This is a genomic window from Paraburkholderia caffeinitolerans (assembly GCF_902859945.1).
GTDB classification, from domain to species: Bacteria; Pseudomonadota; Gammaproteobacteria; order Burkholderiales; family Burkholderiaceae; genus Paraburkholderia; species Paraburkholderia caffeinitolerans.
Map to the genome: position 1 here is coordinate 197,003 of NZ_CADIKL010000006.1, position 24,776 is coordinate 221,778.

Consider the following 24,776-nt stretch of genomic DNA (forward strand, 5'->3'; position numbering starts at 1 on the left):
TCGAGCCGTGCCAATTTTCGGAACACGATTGAGCCGTCTATCGGAAAGACCTTCGCAGCGGCGGAACCCGCTGTCTTATGGGGTATTCGGGACATTCGGCATTGCGCGTGCCGATCCGCTCACGCATGAAGAGTACAGACTGGCCGCCGCGTGGCTCGACCATCTCTGGCTTGCCCGAATGAAAGTAATCGCTTAATGTCTCCACTTGCACCGGGCCTCACGGCACCGGTGCGCCGCCCGGTATCACCACGCAGTGAAAACCCAGGAGGAGACAAGCCGTGCGTTCCACATTCAGACTTCGCAGACTTTCAATCACCGTCGTGTGTGCGGCACTCGCTGCATTCAACGGCGTTGTTGCGCACGCAACTGACGCGCCTGTGGAAACAATCACCGTCGAAGGCCTCGCGCATCCGGTGGATATTCTGATCGATCATTGGGGCGTGCCGCATATCTTTGCGGACAACGAAAGCGATGCTTTCTTCGTGCAGGGTTTCAACGCCGCGCGCGACCGGATGTTCCAGATCGATCTGTGGCGGCGGCGCGGCCTCGGCCAGCTTGCCGAAGTGTTTGGCCCGGCCTATGTGGAGCAGGACAAGGCCACGCGTCTGTTTCTCTATCGCGGCGACATGGCCGCCGAATGGCAACGCTACGGCCCCGACGCGAAGCAGATTGCCACACGCTACGCGGCCGGTGTGAACGCGTACATCGACTGGCTCGCCGCGCATCCCGAACACATGCCGTACGAGTTCCGCAAGGTCGGCTACTGGCCCGCCCGGTGGTCGGCGGACGACGTCGTGCGCATTCGCAGCCACGGCCTCACGCGTAACGTGACCAGCGAGGTTGCGCGCGCGAAGGTGGCGTGCAAGAGCACGCTTGCGGCCGACACCATCCGCTTCGGTCTGCAACCGCCGTGGCGCACGACGATGCCCGACGGGCTCGATCCGTGCCTGCCGGACGACGTGCTGAAGGTCTTCGAACTCGCCACGCAAAGCGTGCACGTGACGCGCGAATCGCTAAAGAGCGCCGACGCATCGACCACGGTGATCGCCGCCGCCGACAACCCCGAAGAAGTGACCGAAGGCAGCAATAACTGGGTGATCGCGCCGGCCAAATCCGCAACGGGCCGCGCGATCATGGCGAACGACCCGCATCGCGCGTATGCGGCGCCGAGCCTGCGCTACATCCAGCAGATCAGCACGCCCACGCTGGACATCATCGGCGGCGGCGAGCCGTCCGCGCCGGGCATTTCGATTGGCCACAACGGACACATCGCGTATGGGCTCACGATCTTCAACATCGATCAGGAAGATTTGTATGTCTATCAATTGAATCCGGCGAACCCGCACGAGTATCGATACAAGGGGCACTGGGAGCCGATGCGCATCGTTCACGAGCAAATCGCGGTGCGTAATGGCGAGACGGCGGGCAAGACCGTCGACGCCGAACTCGCGTTCACGCGCCACGGTCCCGTGATCTATACCGAACCCGCGAAGCGTCGCGCATTCGCGGTACGCACGGCGTGGCTCGAACCCGGGATGTCGCCGTACTACGATTCGATCCGCTATATGCGCGCGAAGAATTTCGCCGAATTCCGCCGCGCGCTCGCGACGTGGGGCGCGCCGACCGTCAATCAGGTCTATGCGGACACGCAAGGCAACATTGGCTGGCTGCCGAGCGGGCTCGCGCCGAAGCGGCCGAACTGGGACGGGCTCATGCCCGTGCCAGGCGACGGCCGCTACGAATGGGCCGGGTTCTGGCGACGCGACGATCTGCCGGCCGGCTACGATCCGTCGAGTGGCTACGTCACGACGTCGAATGAAATGAATCTGCCTGAGGGCTATCCCTACGCGCAGCGCAAGCTCGGTTTCGAGTGGACCAACGGGTCGCGCCATCAACGCATCGACGAACTGTTGAAGTCGTTGCCGAAGGTATCGATCGAGGACAGCGAGCGCTTGCAGAACGACATCGTGTCGATTCCGGCGCGCCGACTGGTTGCGCTGCTCGCGCCGCTCAACAGCGATGATCCGCACACGCGCTTGGCGCTCGCGCTATTGCATGGCTGGGATGCGCAGATGCGCGCCGACTCGGCGCAGGCCGCGCTCGAAGAGGTCTGGCTGAGCCGCCACCTCAGGCGCGCGTTCAAACAAGCGGTGCTGCCGAAAGATGCGGCGCATGCGTTCGGTGCGCCGGACACGGCGGTCATGCTAGATATGCTCGAACATCCGGATGCGCGTTTCGGTGAGAACCCGCCCGCGAAGCGCGACGCGCTATTGCTCGCGAGTCTGCGTGACGCCTACGACGAGATGATCACGTTGCAGGGCGCGGACGAGCATGCCTGGGCGTGGGGAAAGTTGCAGACAAACCTCAACGCGCATCCGTTCGCGGGTCTCGTCGACGACGATATGCGCGCGAAACTCAACGTCGGGCCGCTGGCGAAGGGCGGCAGCGCGTACACGCCGAACCAGTCCACCTACCGGGACAGCGATTTCCGGCAGACGAACGGACCGTCGTTCCGCGTGATTGTGGATGTGGGCAACTGGGACAATTCGCGCGCGGTGAATCTGCCCGGCGAATCAGGCGACCCGGACAGTCCGCATTATCGGGACTTGGCGCAGATGTGGCTTGACGGCCGTTATTTCCCGCTGCTTTACACGCGTGCGGCTGTGGAAGCGCAAACGGAAAAGCGGATTCATCTCGTGCCAGGCGAAAGCACGCGCTGAATCCAGGACCGGAGGAAAGCGGAATGCGCGGCGCAGGGGGGACTTGCGCCCGCTTGGGTTCGTACTCAGTGCCGCGTGGCCGCACTGGTGCTCGTGTACCAGTGGGAATAGCCGCGTTCGACGAGGCTGCGCGGCTGCGGCTCTTTTACGGTCGATCCGCCCGGCATGGCTGCATTGGCGTCAAGGCAATAGGCGGCGTCGATAATCTGCTCCCGGTCCGCATCTTCGTCACGCATGCACAGAAAAGCTTCAACCATTGAATTGTTCATTTGCCAATCTCTCCTTTGTTCACACAAACAACGATGCTTTATTTGTCGAGGTATTGGCATTAATCGTATGGCGTGAGCGGGGCGTTAGAAAGTGACTGAAAGTCGCTATATCAGCGGTTGAATGCAATACATTATTGCCGCCGTGGAAAGACTGGATTTTATTTAATTCCGCCGCTCGATGACGAGTCAATCGAGCGGCGGGAGCACGAGATCAGAAGTTGCCGAAGAAGCCGCGTGCGGCAACCATGCAGAACGGCGCGACGAGGTCGTCGTGGTAAGCCTGGAGGACGGCATTGGATCCGTTATCCGTTGCGCCGGCCTGTATCGCCTGCTGGGCGACTTGTGCTTCGGCCTGCGCGAAGCCCGCTTTGGCCGAGGCAAATGGATCATTCGCGCCAGGCGTGGAATCGACATCGAGGATGCTCGTCAGGCCCGGCGCGACATTGGCGTGGTTCCAGTAAGCCTGTTCGATCGTCGCGTTGGCGAAGTACACCATCGGGTCGAGGTTCCGTGCGCGTACAGCATGAGCGGGCAATGATTGCGGGTGGCGCATGAGCACGATTTCACGATGAAGTGCTTTACGAGTAATCCATGCCATGCCCGTTCTTTATTGCGGGCGCGGCGTACGGGCGATCTCGGTCGAGACGAGGCGAATCGCGTTGATGAGTTCGTGCGCGGCCGGCGAGGGCGGGCTGCCGGTGCGCGTGGTCAAGCCAATATCGCGGGCCGTATCGCGCATGGACACGTCGAGCACGGCCAGTATTCCGGAAGCGCACTCGTAATGCAGTTGCTGCGCCGAGAGCACCGCAATCATGTCGGTATGCAGCAGCAGCCCCCGAATGACTGCGAGGTCAGCCGTTTCGACCGTCGGCATCGGCGGCTTGATCTTCGCGCGGCGAAACAGCGTCTCGAACAGCCGCCGCGTGGGCGAGTGGCTGCGCGGCAGCACCCACTGGGCGTCGCCGAGGTTCTTGATGGAGAGATCCTTCACCCCGGCGAGCGGATGGTCGCGCCTCGCGAGGATGACCAGGTTCTCCGACATCAGCTTTTCGTTTTCGAGGCCGCTCGTGGCATCGTTCGCCCGCAGCGCGCCAAGGATGAAGTCAATGTCGCCCGCGCGCACGCCCGCGACCAGCGCCTCGTACGCACTCTCGTCGGTAATCACGCGCACCTTGGGAAACCGCGTGACGACACGCGCCACCGCTTCCGGCAGGATCAGCGTGCGGCCGAGCGGTAGCGCGCCCACCGTGACGACGCCCTGGACGCTGCCGTGCAGCGCGGCGACATCGTCGGCGACGTGGCGCAATTCGTTCAACGCACGGCGCACGTGCAACAGGAAGGTTTCGCCGTCGGTCGTGAGAAGCAGTCCGCGCGGATGACGATGGAACAGCGGAAATCCCGCGCCGATTTCAAGAATGCGCACCGCGCTGCTGACCGCGGGCTGCGTGACGTTCAGCGCCCGCGCTGCACTGGGCATGTGCCGGTAGCGCGCGAGCGTTGAAAACAGCTGCAGCCGGCGCGTGTTGAGCAGGTAGGCCGGCAAGCCGCCTACCGCCGTTGCGCGCTTGCGCGACTGGCGCATCGCACACCAGCCTGCCAGCTCGTTGAGTTCGGCGAACACACGCTCGCTGCGCTTGAGCACCGCACGCCCCACGGGCGTCGCGAGCATGCCGGATGGCTTGCGCTCGAACAGCGGCGCGTCCAGCGCGGTTTCGATCTGCTGCACGGCCCGCGTAATGGCCGACTGGGCGCGAAAGAGGGCGGTGGCCGCGCGGCTCACGCTGCCCATCTCGGCCACGCGCAGTACCGCATACAGGCATGCGAGATTGGGAAGGTCGGTGTCGTCCATGTCAGCACTGTTCCATGGCCGTCGACTTTACCGGAACGCCGATACTCAAGCTTGCGAGGTGTTTATCCGGGTATCTGTTTTATTTATCGATATGTTGTCGTGGCGATATCCGGCGGCAGCCGCGAGCGAGAACGGGCAGCAAGCCAGGCACCCCGTCCGGTGGGCTTTCCGGGCAGGCGGACGATGGCGCGCAGCCGCGCCATACCCTTATTCGATTGATCGTTACGTTGATGAGCAGGGTTTTCCCTTGCTGGGTGAGTGATGGGGTGAATGAGTATTTTTCTATCCGGTTACAGCATCGGCACGGTTAAAGAAGGAGTTCAGATATGGCACGGATTATTGGGGGCATTGCGGCGTCTCACACACCCACGATCGGTTTCGCGTTCGACAAGAACAAGCGCGAGGATCCGGTATGGGCGCCGATCTTCGAGAATTTTGCACCGCTGTCCGCGTGGCTGGCCGAACAGCGCCCCGACGTGCTGCTGTTCATCTACAACGATCACGTCACGTCATTCTTCTTCGATCACTATTCGGCGTTCGCGCTTGGAGTCGGGCCGCAGTGGTCGCCCGCCGACGAGGGCGGCGGCGCGCGCGACCTGCCGTCGATTGCCGGCCATCCGGCGCTGGCCGAGCATATCGGCCAGTCGTTGATGGCCGACGAGTTCGACATGTCGTTCTTCCAGAACAAGCCGCTCGATCACGGCTGTTTTTCGCCGCTGTCGATGCTGTGCCCGCATCGGCCCGAATGGCCGCTGAAACTCGTCCCGCTGCAGATGGGCGTGCTGCAGATGCCGGTGCCACGCGCACGCCGTTTCTACAAGCTCGGTCAGGCGCTGCGGCGCGCCATCGAAAGCTATCCGGAAGACCTGCGGGTCGCGATCGTGGCGACCGGTGGCTTGTCGCACCAGGTGCACGGCGAACGATCGGGTTTCAACAATCCCGAGTGGGACCAGCAGTTTCTCGACTTGTTCGAGCGTGATCCGGAGCGGCTCGCCGATATGACGCTCGCCGAATATGCGACGCTCGGCGGCTTCGAGGGCGCGGAAGTCGTCATGTGGCTCACCATGCGCGGCGCATTGCCCGCGGGCGTCGTGTGCCGGCATCGCAGCTACTATCTGCCGTCGATGACGGGCATCGCGACCGCGATTTATGAAAGCGCCGATGCGGGCGTCGATGAACGCGCCGTCGAGCGGCACCGCGCACGCATGGCGGTAGAACTGGCGGGCGCCGAAAAGCTGCCGGGCACATATCCGTTCACCATTGGCGCCGCGATGAAGTCATTCCGGATCAACGATTACTTGCACCGCATGATCGAGCCGCACCATCGCGAGCAATTTCTCCGCGACCCGGAGGCGAGTTTCGACGCGGCCGGCTTGTCCGACGAAGAACGCGACTTGATTCGCAGGCGCGACTGGCTTGGCCTGCTTCGATATGGCGTGATCTTTTTCCTGCTGGAGAAGCTAGGCGCGGTGACGGGCGTGTCGAACCTGCATATCTACGCAGCGATGCGCGGCGAGTCGCTAGAAGACTTTCAGCGCACGCGCAACGCGCCGGGCGCGTTGTATTCGGTCGCGGGCAAGGGTGCGGGCGATCTGGGCTGGGACAAAGCCAGTACGCAAAGCGGGAAATAGAGCGCGAGCCGAATTTTTCCGGTGCACCCTTCAGGGTCGCTGGAAATTCACGTCATATAAATAGGATGACGAAATATATGAGTCATCTAAAGGAGACAGGAGAATCACAATGGCATCTGGAAGAACAATCGACATCAAGGCCTTTATCGACGAGCGGCCCGTCTCGCGCTACCAGTGGCTGCTGGTAGCGCTCTGTTGCCTCGTCGTGATCGCCGACGGTATGGACGTGGCTATCATGGGTTTCGTCGCGCCCTCGATCATTCACGATTGGTCGATCTCGCGGCCGGCATTTGGCCTCGTCATGAGCGCCGCGCCAATCGGCCTCGTGATCGGCGCATTGGTCGCCGGGCCGAGCGCGGACCGGTTCGGCCGCAAGAGCGTGCTGATCGTTTCGGTGTTCCTGTTCGGTCTCTTCACGATTGCTACGGCGCACGCGGGCTCGCCGGTTGAAATGGCCGTGCTGCGGCTCTTGACCGGCATCGGGCTCGGCGCCGCGATGCCGAATACCACCACGCTGCTGTCCGAGTACGCGCCGCAGCGCCGGCGCTCGCTGATGATCACGCTGATGTTCACCGGCTTCAACTTGGGCTCGGCGCTGATCGGCTTCGTCGCCGCCTGGCTCATTCCCATTCACGGCTGGCGCGCGGTGCTGCTGTTCGGCGGCACGCTGCCGTTGCTGCTGATTCCGCTGCAACTGTGGCTGCTGCCGGAATCGGCGCGGCTGCTGGCGGTGCGCGGCGCATCGTCCGAGCGAATCGGCGCGGTGCTCGGCCGCGTGTGCGGCGCGCGCTTCTCCGGCAACGAGACGTTCGTGTCGAACGAGCCGCCGCTGCCGACCCGCAAGCCCATTGGCGTGCTGTTCTCGCACGGCTACGGGTTCATCACGGTGTCGCTGTGGATCACTTACTTCATGGGCCTGCTCGTCATCTATCTGCTGACCGGCTGGCTGCCGACGCTGATCAAGGACGCCGGATTGTCGGTCAGCACCGCAGCGAACGTGACCGCGATGTTCCAGATCGGCGGCACGATCGGCGCCATCGTGGTCGGCTGGCTGATGGACCGCACGCGGCCCGCGCCGGTGATCGGCGTGGCGTACCTCGGCGGCGGCCTGTGCGTCGCGGCGCTCGCCTGGGCGGGGGCGTTGTCGCCGTCGCTTGCAGCGCTGGTGTTTGCCGCCGGCTTTTGCATGAGCGGCGCGCAGACGGGACTGAATGCCTATGCGCCCGGCCGCTACCCGACGCTCGCCCGCGCAACCGGCGTGAGCTGGATGCTGGGCATGGGCCGCTTCGGCAGCATCTTCGGCTCGGCAATCGGCGGCGCGCTGCTCGGTCTCGGCTGGAAGTTCGAAGCGATTCTCGCGATGCTCGCGGTGCCGGCCACGCTGGCCGCGCTCGCGATCGTGAACACGCAGCGCACCGGCAAGATCGAGCCCGTGGAACTCGAGAACCCGGCGCACTGAAAGCAGCCTCAATTGCAGGAGTATCAATGATTATCGATATCCACGGCCATTACACGACCGCGCCAAAAGCGCTGGAAACGTGGCGCAATCTCCAGATTGCGGGCATTCATCAGCCATCCGAAATGCCGAAGGTGTCGGCGCTGAAGATCAGCGACGACGAATTGCGCGAGTCGATCGAGAACAACCAGCTCAGGCTGATGCGCGAGCGCGGCCTGGACATGACGATCTTCAGCCCGCGTGCGAGTTTTATGGCGCACCACATCGGCGATTTTCAGGTGTCGAGCACGTGGGCGGGCGTCTGCAACGAGCTGTGCTACCGCGTCAGCGAGCTGTTTCCCGATCACTTCGTGCCGGCGGCGATGCTGCCGCAAAGCCCCGGCGTCGACCCGGCCACCTGTATTCCGGAACTGGTCAAGTGCGTCGAGCAGTACGGCAACGTTGCGATCAACCTGAATCCCGATCCGTCCGGCGGACACTGGACGAGTCCGCCCTTGTCGGATCGCCATTGGTATCCGATCTACGAAAAGATGGTCGAGTACGATATCCCGGCGATGATTCACGTGAGCACGAGCTGCAATGCGTGTTTCCACACGACGGGCGCGCACTACCTGAACGCCGACACGACCGCGTTCATGCAGTGCCTGACCTCCGATCTGTTCAAGGATTTTCCGTCGCTGCGCTTTGTCATCCCGCACGGCGGCGGCGCGGTGCCATACCACTGGGGGCGCTTTCGCGGCCTCGCGCAGGAGTTGAAAAAGCCGCTGCTCGAAGCGCATCTGCTGAACAACGTGTTCTTCGACACCTGTGTCTATCACCAGCCGGGCATCGACTTGCTCACGCGCGTGATTCCGGTCGAGAACATCCTGTTCGCGAGCGAGATGATTGGCGCGGTGCGCGGTATCGACCCGCAAACCGGGCATTACTTCGACGACACGAAGCGCTACATCGAAGCCGCGGATATCGCTCCCGAAGATCGCGACAGGATCTACGAAGGCAATGCGCGGCGCGTGTATCCGCGTCTCGACGCGAAACTCAAATCGAAGGGACTTTGATAATGGATGAACTGGGAGTCGTATATCGCAACATCCGGCGTGCGGATGCCGACGTGGCGGCCAAACTGGGCGAATTCGGATCCGCAACCGTGCATGAAGCGATGGGGCGAACCGGGCTGCTCAAACCGTACATGCGGCCGATTTACCCGCGTGCGCGCACTGCCGGCACAGCAGTCACGGTGCTGCTGCAACCGGGCGACAACTGGATGCTGCACGTCGCCGCCGAGCAGATCCAGCCCGGCGACATCGTGGTGGCGGCGGTAACGGCCGATTGTACCGATGGCTATTTCGGCGATCTGCTCGCGACGAGTTTCAAGGCGCGCGGCGCGCGCGCGCTGATCATCGATGCAGGCGTGCGCGACGTCGCGGTGCTGGAGGCGATGCAGTTTCCGGTATGGAGCAAGGCCATCTCCGCAAAAGGCACGATCAAGGCGACGCTCGGTTCGGTGAACATTCCGGTCGTGTGTGCCGGCGCGCTGGTGCAGCCCGGCGACGTGATCGTTGCGGACGACGATGGCGTGGCCGTAGTGCCGGCCGCTGCTGCTTCCGAGGTGTTGGAAAAAGCCATCGCGCGCGAAGCGAACGAAGCGCGCAAACGCGCGACGCTGGCCTCGGGCGTGCTCGGCCTCGATATGTACGACATGCGAGAGCCGCTGCGTCAAGCAGGGCTGCGCTACATCGATTGATGCGGAGACGATCGATGGCACAGGAACACACGGCTCGTGCTGCGATCGCGGGCATCTCGTCGATGGCGATGCGGCCGATTCTCGCGCTGCTAGCCGCGCGATACGAGTGCGAGACGGGGCGCTGCGTGACGATTGTTTCGGTCGGCGGCGTTGAAGCCTCGCTACGCGTACGGGCAGGCGAGACGTTCGATTTCGCGGTGCTGGCGTCCGATGCAATCGAGCGGTTGGCAGCCGATGGACTCGTCGACCCCGAAAGCCGTGTCGATGTCGCGCGCTCGGGCGTGGCGGTGGCGGTCGCGGTGGGGGCTACCCATCCGGAGATCGGCTCGGAGGCCGCGTTACGCGATGCGATTCTGCGCGCCGGCCGGATCGGCATTTCGACGGGGCCGAGCGGAAACGCGCTGCTGCACTTGTTTGAACGCTGGGGCATCGCGCGCGAGATGGCCGCGCGCGTCGTTCAGGCGGCACCGGGCGTTCCTGTCGGTGCGTTGATTGCGAACGGCGAAGTCGAGCTAGGTTTTCAGCAGTTGAGCGAGTTGATGACTATGCCTGGGGTCGACATCGTGGGGCCATTGCCGCCGGAGATTCATGCCGTCACGGTATTTTCCGGCGCGATATGCGCCACATCCCGGCGACGCGATGAAACCCTCCGGTTTCTGGCCTGGCTGACGTCGGGCGAAGCAGACGCCGCCAAGTGCGAACACGGGATGGAGCCCGCATGATGCCGGTGCGATAGGCAGATCAGATGTCTTGATGCAAGTTTCGCAAGACGTATGCGCTATCAAATTAGTCATTCTAAATAAGTAAATTAATATCGATCGACAAGGAGACTCAATAGATGAAGCAGCATGCATTTCGCCTGGCTCTGGTATCCAGCGCCGCCATGGCTTGTGCCGCGTCGGCGCTCGCGCAAAGCAGCGTCACGCTTTACGGGATCATCGACAACGGCATTGGCTACCAGAACAATGCGACGACGCTGGGATCGACCACGGGCGGCAAATCGCTGGTCAAGATGAATCAGGGCGTATGGGCGGGTAGCCGCTTCGGCCTGAAAGGCGCGGAGGATCTGGGCGGCGGCACCAAGGCGGTGTTCACGCTCGAATCGGGCTTCAACTCGGCAACGGGCGGCGCGCAGTACACCGATGCCATCTTCGGCCGCCAGGCGTGGGTCGGGCTCGCGAACCCGACCTACGGCACGCTGAGCGCCGGCCGGCAGTACGCATCGTATTATCAGACTATGTCGTCGTTCAGCCCGAACACCTGGTTGACCGGTTATTACGGCGCGCACCCCGGCGATGTCGACGGGCTCGACACGATCTACCGCGCGAACAATACGCTCGAGTACACCTCGCCAAAGCTGTACGGTCTCACGTTTAGCGGATCGTATTCGTTTGGTGGCGTCGCGGGCAGCACCGATGCCGGCTCGACCTGGGCGACCGGCATCCAGTATGCAGTCGGCGCGTTGGGACTGGGCGTCGCGTTCGAGCGCGTGAACAACTCGAACACGGCGGGCGGCGCTTGGGGCGCGAACTCGACGACGTCCAACGGTGGCGCACAGATTGGCGTGTCCGCGCTGACCAATGGCTATCAGACCGCGAAGGCGCAACAGCGCTTCGCGGTCGGCGCGAGCTACCGGTTCAACGACGCGTGGGATGCAACGGCCACCTATACGAACACGCAGTACATCGCCGGCTCGAATTCCAGATTCTTCGATACGGCGATCTTCAACACGTTTGGTGCGGTGCTGCACTGGAAGCCCGCGGTGGCATGGGATCTGGGCGCGGGCTATGCGTACACGCGCGCGACCGAGGCGAATGGCATTACGGATAGCGCGCAATACAATCAGTTCAACCTGTCGCAGTACTATGCATTGTCGAAGCGCACGGGGCTATATCTGCTTGAAGCGTATCAGCACGCCAATGGCAAGACGCTCGGCACCAAAGGCGCGGGCAACATCATCGATGCGACCGCTACGCTCGGCGACGGCCTGAACTCCGCGCCGTCGTCCACTGGCAACCAGTTCGCGGTCGGCGCCGGGATCATTCATCGGTTCTAATGCACCTCACGCAAAGCGTGAAAGGGGCCTCAATGTGCCGGGGCCTCTGATTTATGCGCAATTTTCGCTTCGGCGGCACGCATGCTTGCCTCGTAGTTGTAGTCGGTCGCTTCATAACCGGCTTGCTTGAGCTGGACGTACTCGTTGCGAACCTGTGCACGAGTCAGCGGCTGGGTTTGCTCGGCGAAACTGAGTACCGGCACAGCGAGAGCCGATGCGACGGCGATGGCTTGAATCAGGGTTTTCATGGCGACTACCTCGGGAACATGGAGCGACGCGACCGATGTTCAGGTCGTTGAGTGAAGGTTAGGATTGAACTGGGAGGCAATAAATGGCCTCCGGTTCAATTCACTTTTCCTGCTGGAGCAAAAGTGATTGAGTCGCGGCGCTCGTAAACGTCCAGCAGGGGGCTGGCGGGGTAGCGTTCATCAAATCCACCGACGATCGCGCCTCGTGGACCAAACCTCGGATTCAGGCCGCAAGCAGCCTGCAATCCATTTCGGGGCGTGCGGTGCGAGGCGGGAATACGCACCAGCATCCATCGTCGTGGCGAAAGAAAAAGATCGCGCGCTTGCCGCTCGCCGCGCCGACCTCGACGTGCCGATGCTCACGAGGCCGCTGCCGCCGTCGCGCAGCGCCTGCATGTCGTCGCGCTCGATGCGCGAGAGGTGGTGCGCATCGACGTCGGCGCGCCGTATCGCGAGCGCTTCGGCAATCCGTACGCGGTGATCCATCGCGCGGACGCCGTGATCGGTTGCGACGGCGTGAAGTCGGCGGTGCGCCAGGCGCTGATTGGCGACGAGCCTCGTGTGACAGGCCATGTCGTCTACCGCGCCGTGGTCGACGTGGAAAACATGCCGAAGGATTTGCAGATCAACGCGCCGGTGGTGTGGGCGGGGCCGCATTGCCACCTCGTGCATTACCCGTTGCGCGGCGGCCGGCAATACAACCTCGTCGTCACGTTCCATAGCCGCGAAAAAGAGGAGTGGGGCGTGCGCGAGGGCAGCAAGGATGAAGTGCTGTCGTACTTCGACGGCATTCATCCGCTGCCGCATCAAATGCTCGATAGGCCGACCTCGTGGAAGCACTGGACAACCGCGGATCGCGATCCGGTAGAGCGCTGGAGCTTCGGCCGCGCGACCTTGCTTGGCGACTCCGCGCATCCGATGACGCAGTACCTCGCGCAGGGCGCTTGCCAGGCGCTCGAAGATGCCGTGACGCTGGGCGCCGCCGTTGCGGCAGCCGATGGCGATTTCGAGGCCGCGTTCAAGCGCTACGAGGCGGCGCACATTCCGCGCACGGCCTGCGTGCTGTATTCGGCGCGCGAGATGGGGCGCATTTATCACGCGAAGGGTGTCGAGCGGCTGGTGCGCAGCTCATTGTGGGTTGGCAGGACGCAGGAGCAGTTCCATGAAGCGCTGGCCTGGCTGCATGGGTGGCGCGCCGAGGATTGCCTGAAGGGCGTGGTCTGAAAGATTCCAGAAAAATCAATGACTTGGCATAAGGTCTGATTTTTTTGCATATGTCCCTCTAAAGTTCCCTGGTGGGCGGTCGTTACCCCAAACATGGCGGTCGAAACAACGCGTTTGACAGTCCGCCGACGCCACGGTCGCCGTGGCGCAAACGGGCTCAGTCCCAATCAGGAGAATTTCCATGCTCGGAATCAATAGCAACATCAACTCGCTCGTCGCGCAACAGAACCTGACCGGCTCGGGCAGCGCGCTGTCGCAAGCGATCACGCGCCTCTCGTCGGGCAAGCGCATCAACAGCGCAGCGGACGATGCAGCGGGTCTGGCGATCTCGAACATCATGCAGACCCAGATCAACGGTCTGAACCAGGGCGTGTCGAACGCGAACGACGGCGTGTCGATGGTGCAAACGGCATCGAGCGGTTTGTCGTCGCTGACGAACAGCTTGCAGCGGATTCGCCAGCTTGCGACGCAGGCATCGAACGGCAGCATGACCGATAGCGACCGCGCAGCGCTGCAACAGGAAGTTTCGCAGCAGATCCAGGAAGTGAACCGGATCGCGTCGCAAACGACGTATAACGGCATGAACGTGCTGAACGGTTCGATGGGCAGCGTGTCGTTCCAGGTCGGTGCGAACGTCGGCCAGACGATCAGCCTGAATCTTTCCCAAAACGTGTCGGCCGCGTCGCTCGGTGGCGGTGCGGTGCAAGCTGGCAACACGGTGGCATCGCTGGCTGTTTCGCTCGATTCGAGCGGTGCGGCATGGAATGCCAAGTCCTCGACGGGCACTGAGATCACGCAGTTGAACGTTCTCGCAGACGGCAAGGGCGGTTTCACGTATACCGATCAAAACGGCAATGCGCTCTCGTTCGACCCGACGGCGGCTGCAACGCCCCTGCTCAAAGTGACCAGCGGTTCACTCGGCATCGATTCCTCCGGCGCACTCGATGCGGCCACCGAGATGGGCGCAATCGATGCTGCAAACAAAACCAATTCGTTCACTGCCGGCACGACGCTTGGCACGATTTCTGGCCTTAACGTCGACCCGTCGACTGGCAATAACGCTGCCGCCGGTGCAAGCAATGCCATCACGTCGGTCACGGTGAAGTCGGACGGCAACACGGGCTACACATTCTGGGATCAGAATGGCAATCAGATTCCGGGTTCCAGCAAAGTCGTTACGACCGCGCTTGGCTATGACACGACGACTACGCCGCCGAGCTTCGGCGCAACCCCGGCTCTGACCGGGGCTACGCAGGCGTGGTCGGCCTCGTCGACCGCCACGACGCAAACTGTCGACCAGATCGACATCAGCACGCTCGCCGGCGCGAACAATGCTATCGAATCGATCGACGACGCGCTGAATACGGTCAACAACATGCAGGCAAACCTCGGCGCCGCGCAAAACCGCTTCACGGCGATCAGCACGTCGCAGCAAGCCCAGTCGACTGATCTGTCGAACGCCCAGTCGCAAATCCAGGACGCCAACTTCGCAGCGGAAACGGCCAACCTGAGCAAGGCGCAAGTGCTGCAGCAAGCCGGCATCTCGGTGCTCGCGCAAGCGAACTCGCAGCCGCAGCAGATCCTGAAGCTCCTGCAGTAACAAGCGCTTCATGTGATTCAAGCAGTACGCGCCGCGCGCTCCGCCCGCCATACCCGGGGCGCGCGGCGCTTGCCAACCGGGAGGACAGCCTCCCGTTTGGCGTTTTTAAATCTGAGCGGTATTTGAACCGATTCACCCGGCATCGCCGACGCACGGAGCCCCTTCATGTCCACCGTATCCGGTACCTCGAACGCGAATCTGGCCTCCAGCGCTGCGGCGGCGGCCAACACCGCACTGCAGCAAGCCGCACAGTCCGTCATCAGCGGCTCGACCGGAAATTCGTCGATGGACGTGAACTCGCTTGTCACGGCGCTCGTGAATAGCAAGATCGCGGGCCAGGCGGCGACACTGTCCTCGCAGGCGCAACTGGACAACACGCAGATCTCCGCATACGGCACGCTCTCGGCCGCGCTTTCGGCGCTGCAGGCAGGCCTAACCTCGCTCTCGAACGGCACCACGGTGAATGCCTTCACGGCGAACGCGAGCGGCTCGGGCATCGCGGCCACGGCGGCCAGCGGGGCAGTGGCCGGAACCTACTCGATCGACGTCGCGCAGATCGCGACCGCGCAGGTGCTCACATCGAAGGGTTATGGCTCGAGCCAACCGCTCGCAACGGTGCCGAGCACGATGACGCTGTCGATCGGCGGCGCGAGCACCACGATTTCGCTGAACAGCAGCAACAGCACGGTTTCCGGCATTGCGGCGGCGATCAACAGTGCGAGCAACAATCCCGGCGTGACGGCCACGGTCGTCAACGGCGCCGATGGCGCGCACCTCGTGCTGCACGCAAACGCAACCGGCTCGCAGAACGCCATCAGCATCCAGGTCAGCGATACGGCTACCGGCGACCCGCTGAACGGCCTGGCGGTGACCGGCAACCCCGGCACGTCGCTCAGCGGCAACGCGAGCGCGACCGGTGCGCAACTCAAGGCCAACCAGTCGACGCTCGGTAACGTGCTGACTTCCGGGACGCCGGCCACGCCCAACTGGACCCAGACGACCGCCGCGCAAGATGCTTATTTCACGATCGACGGGACCGGCGTGACCAGCGCGACGAACTCGGTGACTTCCGCGCTCGCGGGCGTCACGCTGAGCCTGAGCGCCGCGTCGGTGGACGCCACGGGCTCGTCGCCGCAAACGCTCACGATCGCGCAGGACACGAGTTCGCAGTCGAATGCGATCAACAATTTCGTTACGCTCTACAACACGCTCGTGACGACCATGGGCACGCTCACCGCGTACAGCTCGACCGCGACTTCGCAGGGGCCGCTGCTAGGCGACTCCACGCTGAACCTCGTGCAAAACCAGTTGGCGTCGATCATCTCGAACGGTGTGAAGAACGGCAACACAAGCACGAGCCTCGCGACAATCGGCGTGACGCTCAACGCCGACGGCTCGCTCTCGGTCGACAACACCGCGCTGAGCAGCGCGCTGCAGAACAACCAGGCCACGGTGGCCAAACTGTTCAGCTCGACCAACGGCGTCGCCGCGCAGTTGAACACCAATATCACGGGCTACCTGTCGAGCACCGGCCCGATCCAGACGCGCACCAACGCGATCAACACCGACCTCACGAATCTCTCGACGCAGCAGGCGTCGCTGGCAACGTATCAGTCGCAGCTCACCAGCATGTACAACGCGCAGTTCACGGCGCTCAATACGCTGATGGCGACGATGAATAGCAACCAGCAATACCTCACGCAGCTATTCGGCGGACAGAACAGCGCCGGCGCGATGGCCACCAACAAGAATTGACGAGGTCACTTGCCATGCAAGCACTGGCGCAGATCGAACGCATCCGGCAGTTCACGAAAGACATCGAGCAGGCGGCCGCCGTGGGCGAATGGGAGCGCGCCGCGCAGCTCGCGAGCGAGCGCTCGCCGCTGCTCATGGCGCTTTCCGCGCAGCAATCGGCTGGCGCGCTTGCCACACTCCGGGAAATCCAGGCGATCGACCTGCGCATCGCCGAGGCCGCGCAAGCCGCCCAGGGGAGCTTGACCGCCGAATACCGCACGGCCATGCAGGCCACCCGCAACGCCAATCAGTATCAGCGTATCGCTCAGTTCTGAGCGCGAGGGCGGCGCACGCCGCCCCCCCAATCCGTCTCAATGCGCGTCCCAATTCGCGCTCCAATCCCGACCCAATTCTCACCAATGGGGTATCTCCCGATACCTCACCCGCCTCGCGCGACCTCGTTGAATCCCCCATTTCCTCGGGCTTGATGACTAAAGCGCATCAGGTCGTGCATAGATATCGGTTGATGCCGCTCCGGCGGCTGCCGACAATGCCACTACATCTTCAAAACACATCAGTTTCCGATACGAAATTTTTGGGAAGCGCAGCGGCTACGGCTTGCCGTGCCTGGGACATTGCCCCGGGTTCGGTCTGCGTGTATAGTCAGCGGCAGCATCAATATTTCCTATCGGAAACATCGACGAGGTCTCCCAGTGAACGCATCCACCATCCTTTCGGAACTTGGCATTTCCCATCTCGCCGAGGCCGGCGACATCGCCGTGCATTCGCCCATCAATGGCGAACTGATTGGCCGCGTGGCGAGCCAGTCCGTCGCCGAGGCCGACGCCGCGCTGGCGAAGGCTCACGAAGCTTTCAAGGTCTGGCGCAACGTGCCGGCGCCGCGACGCGGAGAACTGGTGCGCGTGCTCGGCAACAAGCTGCGCGAGCGCAAGGCCGCTCTGGGCGCCATCATCACGCTCGAGACCGGCAAGATTCTTCAGGAAGGGCTGGGCGAAGTGCAGGAAATGATCGACATCTGCGACTTCGCGGTGGGCCTGTCGCGTCAACTGTACGGCTTGACCATTGCTTCGGAGCGCCCCGGCCACCGCATGGCCGAAAGCTGGCATCCGATGGGTGTGTGCACGGTGATCTCGGCGTTCAACTTTCCGGCGGCCGTGTGGTCGTGGAATGCCGCGCTCGCACTGGTGTGCGGCAACGCGGTGATCTGGAAGCCTTCGGAAAAGACGCCGCTGACCGCATTGGCCGTCGACAAGATTCTGCAGGACGCGCTCAAGGAATTCGGCGGCGCGCCCGAAGGGCTTACGAGCCTCGTGACCGGCGGTCGCGACGTAGGCGCGAAGCTGGTGGCCGACCCGCGCTCGAACATAGTGAGCGCCACGGGCAGCACCGAAATGGGCCGTGCGGTGGGCGTGGAAGTCGCGCGCCGCTTTGGCCGCACGATTCTGGAACTCGGCGGCAACAACGCGGGCATCGTTTCGGGCACCGCGGATATGGAGCTTGCGCTGCGCGGCATCCTGTTCTCGGCGGTCGGCACCGCGGGCCAGCGCTGCACGTCGCTGCGCCGCCTGTTCGTTCACGAGAGCGTTTATGAGCAGACCGTGGAGCGCCTGAAGACGTTCTACGGCAAGGTGTCGATCGGCAACCCGCTGGAGCAGGGCACGCTGATGGGGCCGCTCATCGACGAGCAATCGTTCAAGCGCATGCAGGCCGCGCTGGAAAAGGCCCGTAGCGAAGGTGGCAAGGTCTTTGGCGGTGAGCGCCATGTGGTCGCGGGCAATGAAAAGGGCTTCTATGTGCGCCCGGCCATCGTGGAGATGCCCGCACAAACCGAGGTCGTGCTTACCGAGACCTTCGCGCCCATTCTTTACGTGCTCAAGTACAGCCGCTTCGAGGACGCCATCGAGGCCAACAACGCCGCGCACCACGGCCTGTCGTCGTGCGTGTTCACGACCGACCTGCGCGAGAGCGAGCGTTTCCTTTCGGCATCGGGCAGCGACTGCGGCATTGCCAATGTGAACATTGGCCCGAGCGGCGCGGAAATCGGCGGCGCATTCGGCGGTGAGAAAGAAACCGGCGGCGGCCGCGAATCGGGCTCGGATGCGTGGAAGGCCTATATGCGGCGCGCGACCAACACGGTGAACTTCTCGTCGGCGCTGCCGCTTGCACAAGGCATCGACTTCAACATCGACTAAAAAAATTCGCAATCTGGAGCGAGTCGTGAGCGCAAAAGTCGTAATTGTTGGCGGCGGGGTGATCGGTAGCTCTATTGCGTACTTCTTGCGCGCAACGGACCCCACGATGGGTGTAACAGTCATCGAGCGGGATCCGAGTTATGCGAGGTCGTCGTCGGCGTTGTCGGCGGCCTCGATCCGGCAGCAGTTCTCCACGCCGCTGTCGATTCAGATGTCGCTGTATGGCATCGAATTTCTCCGCGACATCGGCGAGCGTCTTGCGGTGGACGGCCACAAGCCGTCCATCGATTTGCACGAGGGCGGCTATCTGTTTCTCGCCACGCCCTCGGGCGAGGCCACGCTGCGCGAGAACCATGCGCTGCAAACGCGCCTGGGTGCGGATATCGCGCTGCTTGCGCCGGACGTGCTGAAGCAAAAGTTTCCTTGGCTGAACGTGGACGATATTGCCGCTGGCGCTTACGGCGTTAGCGGCGAAGGCTGGTTCGATGGCTACGGGCTCGTGCAGGCACTGCGCAAAAAGGCGCAGGCGCTGGGCGCGCGCTATGTGGCGGCGGACGTGAACGGCGTCGAACTCGATGGCCGCAAGGTCACGCACGTGCTGGCGAGCAACGGCGAGCGTTATGCCTGCGATACGCTCGTGAACGCCGCTGGCGCGTGGGCGCGCCGCGTCGCCGAAATGATGGGCATCGACATTCCGGTGTACGCGCGGCGGCGTAGCATTTTCAATGTGTCGTCGCCGGCGCGCCTCGCGAATAGCCCGCTGCTCATCGATCCCACCGGCGTTTACTTCCGGCCTGAAGGCACGACGTACATCACTGGAACCTCGCCGGGCGAAGCGAACGACCCGAACGATCTCCCGCTCGACGAAGTCGATCACACTCTGTTCGACGAAGTCATCTGGCCGACGCTGGCACACCGGGTGCCGGGATTCGAGGCGCTGCGCGTCGAGCATTGCTGGTCCGGCTACTACGAATACAACGTGTTCGATCACAACGCGATCATCGGCTATCACCCGGCGATCGAAAACTGCGTGTTCGCCAATGGCTATAGCGGCCACGGCTTGCAGCAGGGGCCGGCAACGGGGCGCGGCGTGAGCGAACTCATTATCGGCGGCAAGTACGCGAGCCTCGATCTGTCTTCGCTAAGCTGGGACCGCGTGCTGGAGAACCGTCCCATCGTCGAAAAGAACGTCGTGTAGTTTGGGCGTATTCACCCTTCCTTACTGGACTTGCTGGCCGGCGCTTTTTGACGCTTCCTCGTGCTTGAAGCGCAACGCCAGCCAGCAAATTCCCACGCCTAGCCCGCCCACGAGGCCGCCAAACGTGCCGGTCCACGGCAGCCCGAAATCGCGGGCGATATGGTTGCCCAGCAGCGCACCGGCGCCAATGCCCACGTTATACAGACCTGAATAGATCGACACGGCGAGATCCGTTGCCTCGGGCGCGAGCTTCAAAATCCACGCCTGCATCGCAAGGCCGAAGCACACGATCGATCCACCCCAGACCACGGTGTGTACGGATAGCGTGACGATGCCGAGCGCGCACGGAAACAGGACCAGTAGGCACGCGGCCAGCGTAACGATCGACGCCAGAAGGAATTGTTTCGGATGCCTTGGGAAAATGCGATTAAAGCAAATCGCAGCGGGAATCCCGGCGCTGCCGAACAACACCAGGATATAGGTAATGCGGCTTTCGCTCGCGTGATTGACGCCCTGAATGAACGGCTCGATATACGTATAGGACGTAAAGTGCGCGGAGATGACGAGAATCGTGATCAGGTAGAGCAGGGCGAGCGTCGGCTTTCTGAATAGCGTGGGCAGATTCCTGAGCGAACCCGATTGCAGGCTCTGAACCTCGGGCAGGGTGGCGCGCAACATCAGCAAGACGATGGCCGCCACGCCCGCGATCGCGAGAAACGTGACGCGCCAGCCCAGCGTTTCGCCAATCACGCGCCCAAGCGGAATGCCTGCCACCATGGCAATCGAGGTTCCCATCGCGAGCAGGCCGAGCGCCTGGCCTTTCTTTGACGGCGGCGCGATCCTTACCACGAGCGAGACCGAGATCGACCAGAAGATCGCGTGTGCGCAGGCAATGCCCAATCGGCCCACAATCAGCGAGGGAAAATTCCAGGCGACCGAGGTGACGACGTGACTGACGATGAACAGCACGAACACGCCGGTCAGCAGTTTGCGGCGCTCGACGGCGCGCGTGAGCACGGTCAGCGGAAGCGACACCACGGCCACCGTCCATGCATAAATCGTCAGCATGAGGCCGACGTTGGTGGCCTGCATGTGAAGGCTGTCGCCAATCGCGCTGAGCAGCGCGACGGGCACGAATTCGGTGGTATTGAAAATAAAAGCGGAAAGGGCCAATGCCATCACACCCCACCAGGAGTGTTCGGAAAGCGCCAGTTCAGGTTTGGACATACCCAGATCAGACAAAAAACGACGAACGCGAATTATCGCGCGTATTGAGTCGTTTACTCCGGAGCGCGTGCGCAGGCGGTGAGATACGGTGAGAAACGGTGCGAGCCGGCCCGCCGTGCGGGCATGAATGGTAAGCTTGCCGGTGTCAGATCGCCGGGGTCCGGAAAATCCGGCGCCCCATGCCTACCCTGTTTCTTTCATCAGATGGATACGCTCAACTGCATGCGGATCTTCGTCCGCGTGGCCGAAGAAGGCGGCTTTACGGCCGCCGCACACCGCCTCGACATCACGACCGCATTTGCGTCGCGCGCGGTGGCGAGCCTGGAAACGCATCTGCAAGCGCGCCTGCTCAATCGCAGTACGCGCCGCGTCGCGCTTACCGAGGCCGGCGAGCGCTATTTGCGGCGCTGCGAACAGATTCTCGCGTACATCGATCAGGCGGAAGCCGAGGCGGGCGACGCGCAAGCGCTGCCGTCCGGCAGGCTGCGGGTTCATGCCACCACGAGTTTCGGGCAGGCCTATGTGGTGCCCGCCGTCATGCAGTACCAGAAGCGTTACCCCTCGGTGGCGGTGGAGCTCACACTTTCGCAGCACGTTCCCGATTTGCTTGACGAAGGGTATGACGTGACGCTTCAACTGAGTTCGGCGGAGTTGCCCGACTCGGCGCTCGTTTCGCAGACGCTGGGTTGGGTGCATAGCGTGCTGTGCGCTTCGCCCGACTATCTGAACGAGCGCGGCACGCCGCACAGTGTCGCCGAGTTGGTGGACCATGAGTGTCTTCAGTTGATCACGCCGGTTTTTCCGCGCGACCGCTGGCATCTCGAAGGGCCGGACGGCGCGGAAACATTTGAATTGTCGCCGTCGACGTTTCAGGTGAACGTCGCAGACGCACTCGCCGGCGCGTTGCGCGAGGGCGCGGGTATCGGCTCGCTGCCGATGTCGAGCGCTGTGCCTGCGCTGCGCAGCGGGTCTCTGCTGCGGGTATTGCCAGATTATCTGCTGCAGAAGCTCACGGTGTACGCGATGTATGCGTCGCGGCAGTATCTCGATGCGAAGATCAGAACCTTCGTCGACTTTCTTAAAGAGTCTATTCCGCAGGCGCTCATGGCCGACGAGGCGGCGCTGCGGATGCCGGATCATTGCTCACGGGCGGCGTAGGGTAAGCGCGGTGGCCGCTATTCACGCGGCCACCTGATCACCTGATCGCTCAGTGCATCAACGTCATCTGCACAACCTTCACAATCACAAGAATCACAGCGATAAGCAGATACCCACGCAGCACGCTCATCCAAACACGCTTGGCGAGCGTGAGGTTAGGCGGCGGCAATTCGGCGAGCGGCGGCATGCGCCACATATCGCGCGCGCCCTCGGGCCAGCTCTGGACCGCGGGTGCGCTTTCACCGCGCAGCCAGCGCCACGCAAGCACGGCGGCATGACCGGCCACGGCCAGCAGCGTGCCGGCAGCAAGGATGTCGATGATGGTTTCGCCGCTCATGTCGGGATACATGACCGAAGCGGTGAGGACGATCGACAGCATCACCAGCACCCAGACCACCGCGCCCGTGAACAGATTGAGCGCCTTCGAATTGACCCATGGGCCGAGCACAGCACGGTCGTTGCACAACAGCAGCAGAAACACGGTCGCGCTCGGCAGCAGCACGCCCGCGAGGGTCTGCACCGCTTCGGTCAAGAGGCCTAGCGGGCTGCCCGGAATCAGCACGATGGCGGCCGCGGCAGCCACGATGCCGAAATAGACGAGGTAAAAACCCTTCGCGTCGGACACGCCGCGATGCAGCGAATGGCGGATCTTGAACACGTCGCCGATCGCGTAGGCCGTAGAAAGCGACACCGCCGCTGCGCCGATAATGGCCGCATCGAACAGCGCGAGTGCGAACAGCACGGCCGAGGTGTGTCCCGCATACTTTTCCAGGCCGGCGATCACGCCGCCCGCGTCGGTGAAGTTGCCGAACTCGGGCTTGCCCGCAAAGAGCTGCGAGCAGAATGCGATCATGGCCACGCCGCCAATCAGCACGAAGAAGATGCCGATCCACAAATCGGCTTTCTCGTACTTCATGAAGCGCGGCGTGATGCGCTTGTCGATCACATAGCTTTGCTGAAAGAACAACTGCCACGGCGCAACGGTGGTGCCGACGATGCCGATCACGAGCAGCATCACATCGGAGAGCTTCGAGTGGGCGGGCCAGCCGGGGATGAAGAAGTCGCGCGTCATCTGGCCAACCGGCGGATGAATCGTCACGAGCACCGGCACAAGCAGCAAGCTAAGCAGACACAGCACGATGGCGAAGCGCTCGAAGCGTTTGAAGTCCCCCGTGCTCACTGCCGCCATGGTCAGCGTAGCGGCAATGCACACGCCCATCACCTTCGGAATACCGAAGAAGTCGAGCACAAAGGTAATGCCGATGAACTCGGTCACGATCGTGAGCGCATTCAGGATGAACAAGTCGATCACGCTAAAGGCGCCCCAGAACTTGCCGAAGCGCTCGAAGATCAGGCGTGCATGGCCGACGCCCGTGACCGCGCCAAGGCGCAGCACCATTTCCTGGTTCACGTAGAGCACGGGAACGAGCAACAGCAGCGTCCAGAGCAAGGTGGTGCCGTAGTTCTGGCCGGCTTGCGTATAGGTGCCGAAGGCGCCGGCATCGTTGTCGCCCACCATCACGATGAGGCCGGGTCCGAGAATGGCGAGCAGCGTGCGCAGGCGCGCCCACCACCCCGAGCGCGGGGCGAGGTCGTAGTGAGAGATGGTGCCGAGCGCCCCTTTGATGTCGCCGAGGCGGGCTTCATCAAGCACGGCGCTGCGTGGCGGCGATACGTTCGCCTGCGTGAAGTTGGTTGGAGTGGACATGGCGTTCTCGTCTTTTGAGTTGTCTGGGTGAATGGCGAGGGCGTGCCTGTGCGCCGGCGCAACGGCGCATCGCGTGGGCAATTCAGAGCGATGTGCCGTTGCGTCGTGCGCGCGAGACGTGCCGTTTATGAGCAGAGACGCTTGAGGCGTTTCCAGAGACGCGAGGTCAGGCTCGGCGCGGGCTCGTGCAGCGCGAGCATGCTGGTGTAATGGCTGCGCGCCAGTTCGACTTGAGGCAGCTTGGAAAGCAGGAGTGCGAATGACATGATGTTGCTCCGGGCGTCTGGCTCGACGCGTTCAGCGAAAAGCCAGCAGGCCCGGTTGGCCATGCGCGGAGCGTATGGCGGCGGACGTCTACTCGCTTTCCGTGTTCAAAAATGAAAAATTCAAATTGATCGGACGTAAGGGATAACTGTCACTATCGGGCACGTTGGCTCCTTCATGCGTAAGGCGCGTATATGGGGTACGCACGCGTTGATCCACGCGTTCGTGCATGGCCCTTTCGCGAAACAGGCAGACTGCTGGCGAAATGGCGCGTACGAACGCAGTTGCGAGCGCAGGCTCGCAACGCCTGCCGTGCGGACGCGCGAAAGCGCTGCCCATACGGCGCTAAATTGTGGGGTGCACGGGGAGTGTTGCTACGGCGCGCACCGTCTGCCTGCTGGCAGGACGGCGGCTATGAAAAGGGGGCGCGGACGTCCTGCCGGTCAGGCAGCGAAACAGTTCGAAGATCGACTACTGCAG

The 24,776-nt window shown here is 62.8% G+C and carries 20 protein-coding genes and 1 pseudogene; 14 read left to right on the forward strand and 7 right to left on the reverse strand.

Translation table 11 applies throughout. The features are described 5' to 3' along the window. Nucleotides 1-320 precede the first annotated feature (320 nt). Entirely contained in the window at nt 321-2,720 is a 2,400-nt protein-coding gene (locus HV773_RS08335) for a penicillin acylase family protein (protein ID WP_246282253.1), read from the forward strand. A 65-nt stretch (nt 2,721-2,785) separates the two neighbouring features. On the opposite strand, the gene HV773_RS08340 is transcribed toward HV773_RS08335, so the two are convergent. The 3 genes from HV773_RS08340 to HV773_RS08350 all read right to left on the reverse strand — a co-directional run bounded on the left by HV773_RS08340 (nt 2,786) and on the right by HV773_RS08350 (nt 4,838). Further along, nucleotides 2,786-2,989, reverse strand: a complete 204-nt coding sequence (locus HV773_RS08340; RefSeq protein WP_175194694.1) for a hypothetical protein — start codon at nt 2,987-2,989, stop codon at nt 2,786-2,788. A 211-nt stretch (nt 2,990-3,200) separates the two neighbouring features. Next, entirely contained in the window at nt 3,201-3,587 is a 387-nt protein-coding gene (locus HV773_RS08345; RefSeq protein WP_175194695.1) for a hypothetical protein, read from the reverse strand. A gap of 9 nt (nt 3,588-3,596) precedes the next feature. Further along, the gene (locus HV773_RS08350) at nt 3,597-4,838 is read right to left on the reverse strand and encodes a LysR family transcriptional regulator (protein WP_175194697.1); all 1,242 of its coding nucleotides are present in this window, start codon (nt 4,836-4,838) and stop codon (nt 3,597-3,599) included. A 326-nt stretch (nt 4,839-5,164) separates the two neighbouring features. On the opposite strand from HV773_RS08350, the gene HV773_RS08355 reads away from it, so the two are divergent. The 6 genes from HV773_RS08355 to HV773_RS08380 all read left to right on the forward strand — a co-directional run bounded on the left by HV773_RS08355 (nt 5,165) and on the right by HV773_RS08380 (nt 11,722). After that, on the forward strand, nt 5,165-6,469 hold the full coding sequence (locus tag HV773_RS08355; protein WP_175194699.1) for a gallate dioxygenase: 1,305 nt from the start codon (nt 5,165-5,167) through the stop codon (nt 6,467-6,469). 109 nt (nt 6,470-6,578) lie between these two features. Continuing rightward, nucleotides 6,579-7,928, forward strand: coding sequence for an MFS transporter (locus HV773_RS08360; RefSeq protein ID WP_175194700.1), 1,350 nt, complete (start codon nt 6,579-6,581; stop codon nt 7,926-7,928). A gap of 26 nt (nt 7,929-7,954) precedes the next feature. Continuing rightward, complete coding sequence (locus HV773_RS08365; RefSeq protein ID WP_175194702.1) at nt 7,955-8,980, forward strand: amidohydrolase family protein; 1,026 nt, start codon at nt 7,955-7,957, stop codon at nt 8,978-8,980. Nucleotides 8,981-8,982: 2 nt separating this feature from the next. Then, nucleotides 8,983-9,666, forward strand: coding sequence for a 4-carboxy-4-hydroxy-2-oxoadipate aldolase/oxaloacetate decarboxylase (gene ligK / locus HV773_RS08370; RefSeq protein WP_175194704.1), 684 nt, complete (start codon nt 8,983-8,985; stop codon nt 9,664-9,666). Between the two features lie 14 nt (nt 9,667-9,680). After that, complete coding sequence (locus HV773_RS08375) at nt 9,681-10,388, forward strand: substrate-binding domain-containing protein (RefSeq protein WP_175194706.1); 708 nt, start codon at nt 9,681-9,683, stop codon at nt 10,386-10,388. Nucleotides 10,389-10,504: 116 nt separating this feature from the next. Further along, entirely contained in the window at nt 10,505-11,722 is a 1,218-nt protein-coding gene (locus HV773_RS08380; RefSeq protein WP_175194708.1) for a porin, read from the forward strand. 29 nt (nt 11,723-11,751) lie between these two features. Here HV773_RS08380 and HV773_RS08385 read toward each other — a convergent pair whose 3' ends face one another. Further along, the gene (locus HV773_RS08385; protein ID WP_175194710.1) at nt 11,752-11,970 is read right to left on the reverse strand and encodes a DUF4148 domain-containing protein; all 219 of its coding nucleotides are present in this window, start codon (nt 11,968-11,970) and stop codon (nt 11,752-11,754) included. Between the two features lie 402 nt (nt 11,971-12,372). Between HV773_RS08385 and HV773_RS08390 the strand changes: the two are divergent. From HV773_RS08390 to HV773_RS08415, 6 genes and pseudogenes are all read left to right on the forward strand, one after another. After that, nucleotides 12,373-13,194, forward strand: a pseudogene (locus tag HV773_RS08390) (FAD-dependent monooxygenase); the annotation flags it as partial. Nucleotides 13,195-13,375: 181 nt separating this feature from the next. Continuing rightward, nucleotides 13,376-14,794, forward strand: coding sequence for a flagellin (locus HV773_RS08395; RefSeq protein ID WP_175194712.1), 1,419 nt, complete (start codon nt 13,376-13,378; stop codon nt 14,792-14,794). Between the two features lie 165 nt (nt 14,795-14,959). Further along, complete coding sequence (gene fliD, locus HV773_RS08400) at nt 14,960-16,549, forward strand: flagellar filament capping protein FliD (protein WP_175194714.1); 1,590 nt, start codon at nt 14,960-14,962, stop codon at nt 16,547-16,549. A 14-nt stretch (nt 16,550-16,563) separates the two neighbouring features. Further along, nucleotides 16,564-16,863 (forward strand): flagellar protein FliT, encoded by a 300-nt coding sequence (fliT, locus tag HV773_RS08405; RefSeq protein WP_175194717.1) that lies wholly within the window; start codon nt 16,564-16,566, stop codon nt 16,861-16,863. A 378-nt stretch (nt 16,864-17,241) separates the two neighbouring features. Continuing rightward, on the forward strand, nt 17,242-18,741 hold the full coding sequence (gene amaB, locus HV773_RS08410) for an L-piperidine-6-carboxylate dehydrogenase (RefSeq protein ID WP_175194719.1): 1,500 nt from the start codon (nt 17,242-17,244) through the stop codon (nt 18,739-18,741). 25 nt (nt 18,742-18,766) lie between these two features. After that, nucleotides 18,767-19,939, forward strand: coding sequence for an NAD(P)/FAD-dependent oxidoreductase (locus tag HV773_RS08415; protein WP_175194721.1), 1,173 nt, complete (start codon nt 18,767-18,769; stop codon nt 19,937-19,939). A 21-nt stretch (nt 19,940-19,960) separates the two neighbouring features. On the opposite strand, the gene HV773_RS08420 is transcribed toward HV773_RS08415, so the two are convergent. Beyond that, the gene (locus HV773_RS08420) at nt 19,961-21,166 is read right to left on the reverse strand and encodes a sugar transporter (protein ID WP_175194723.1); all 1,206 of its coding nucleotides are present in this window, start codon (nt 21,164-21,166) and stop codon (nt 19,961-19,963) included. 204 nt (nt 21,167-21,370) lie between these two features. Between HV773_RS08420 and HV773_RS08425 the strand changes: the two genes are divergently transcribed. Continuing rightward, entirely contained in the window at nt 21,371-22,324 is a 954-nt protein-coding gene (locus HV773_RS08425; protein ID WP_175194724.1) for a LysR family transcriptional regulator, read from the forward strand. A 49-nt stretch (nt 22,325-22,373) separates the two neighbouring features. On the opposite strand, the gene HV773_RS08430 is transcribed toward HV773_RS08425, so the two are convergent. Beyond that, nucleotides 22,374-24,032 carry an NRAMP family divalent metal transporter gene (locus HV773_RS08430; protein ID WP_175194726.1) on the reverse strand — a complete coding sequence of 553 codons (1,659 nt, stop codon included), beginning with the start codon at nt 24,030-24,032 and terminating at the stop codon, nt 22,374-22,376. A 125-nt stretch (nt 24,033-24,157) separates the two neighbouring features. Further along, nucleotides 24,158-24,298, reverse strand: coding sequence for a hypothetical protein (locus HV773_RS08435; protein WP_175194728.1), 141 nt, complete (start codon nt 24,296-24,298; stop codon nt 24,158-24,160). Between the last annotated feature and the right edge of the window lie 478 nt (nt 24,299-24,776).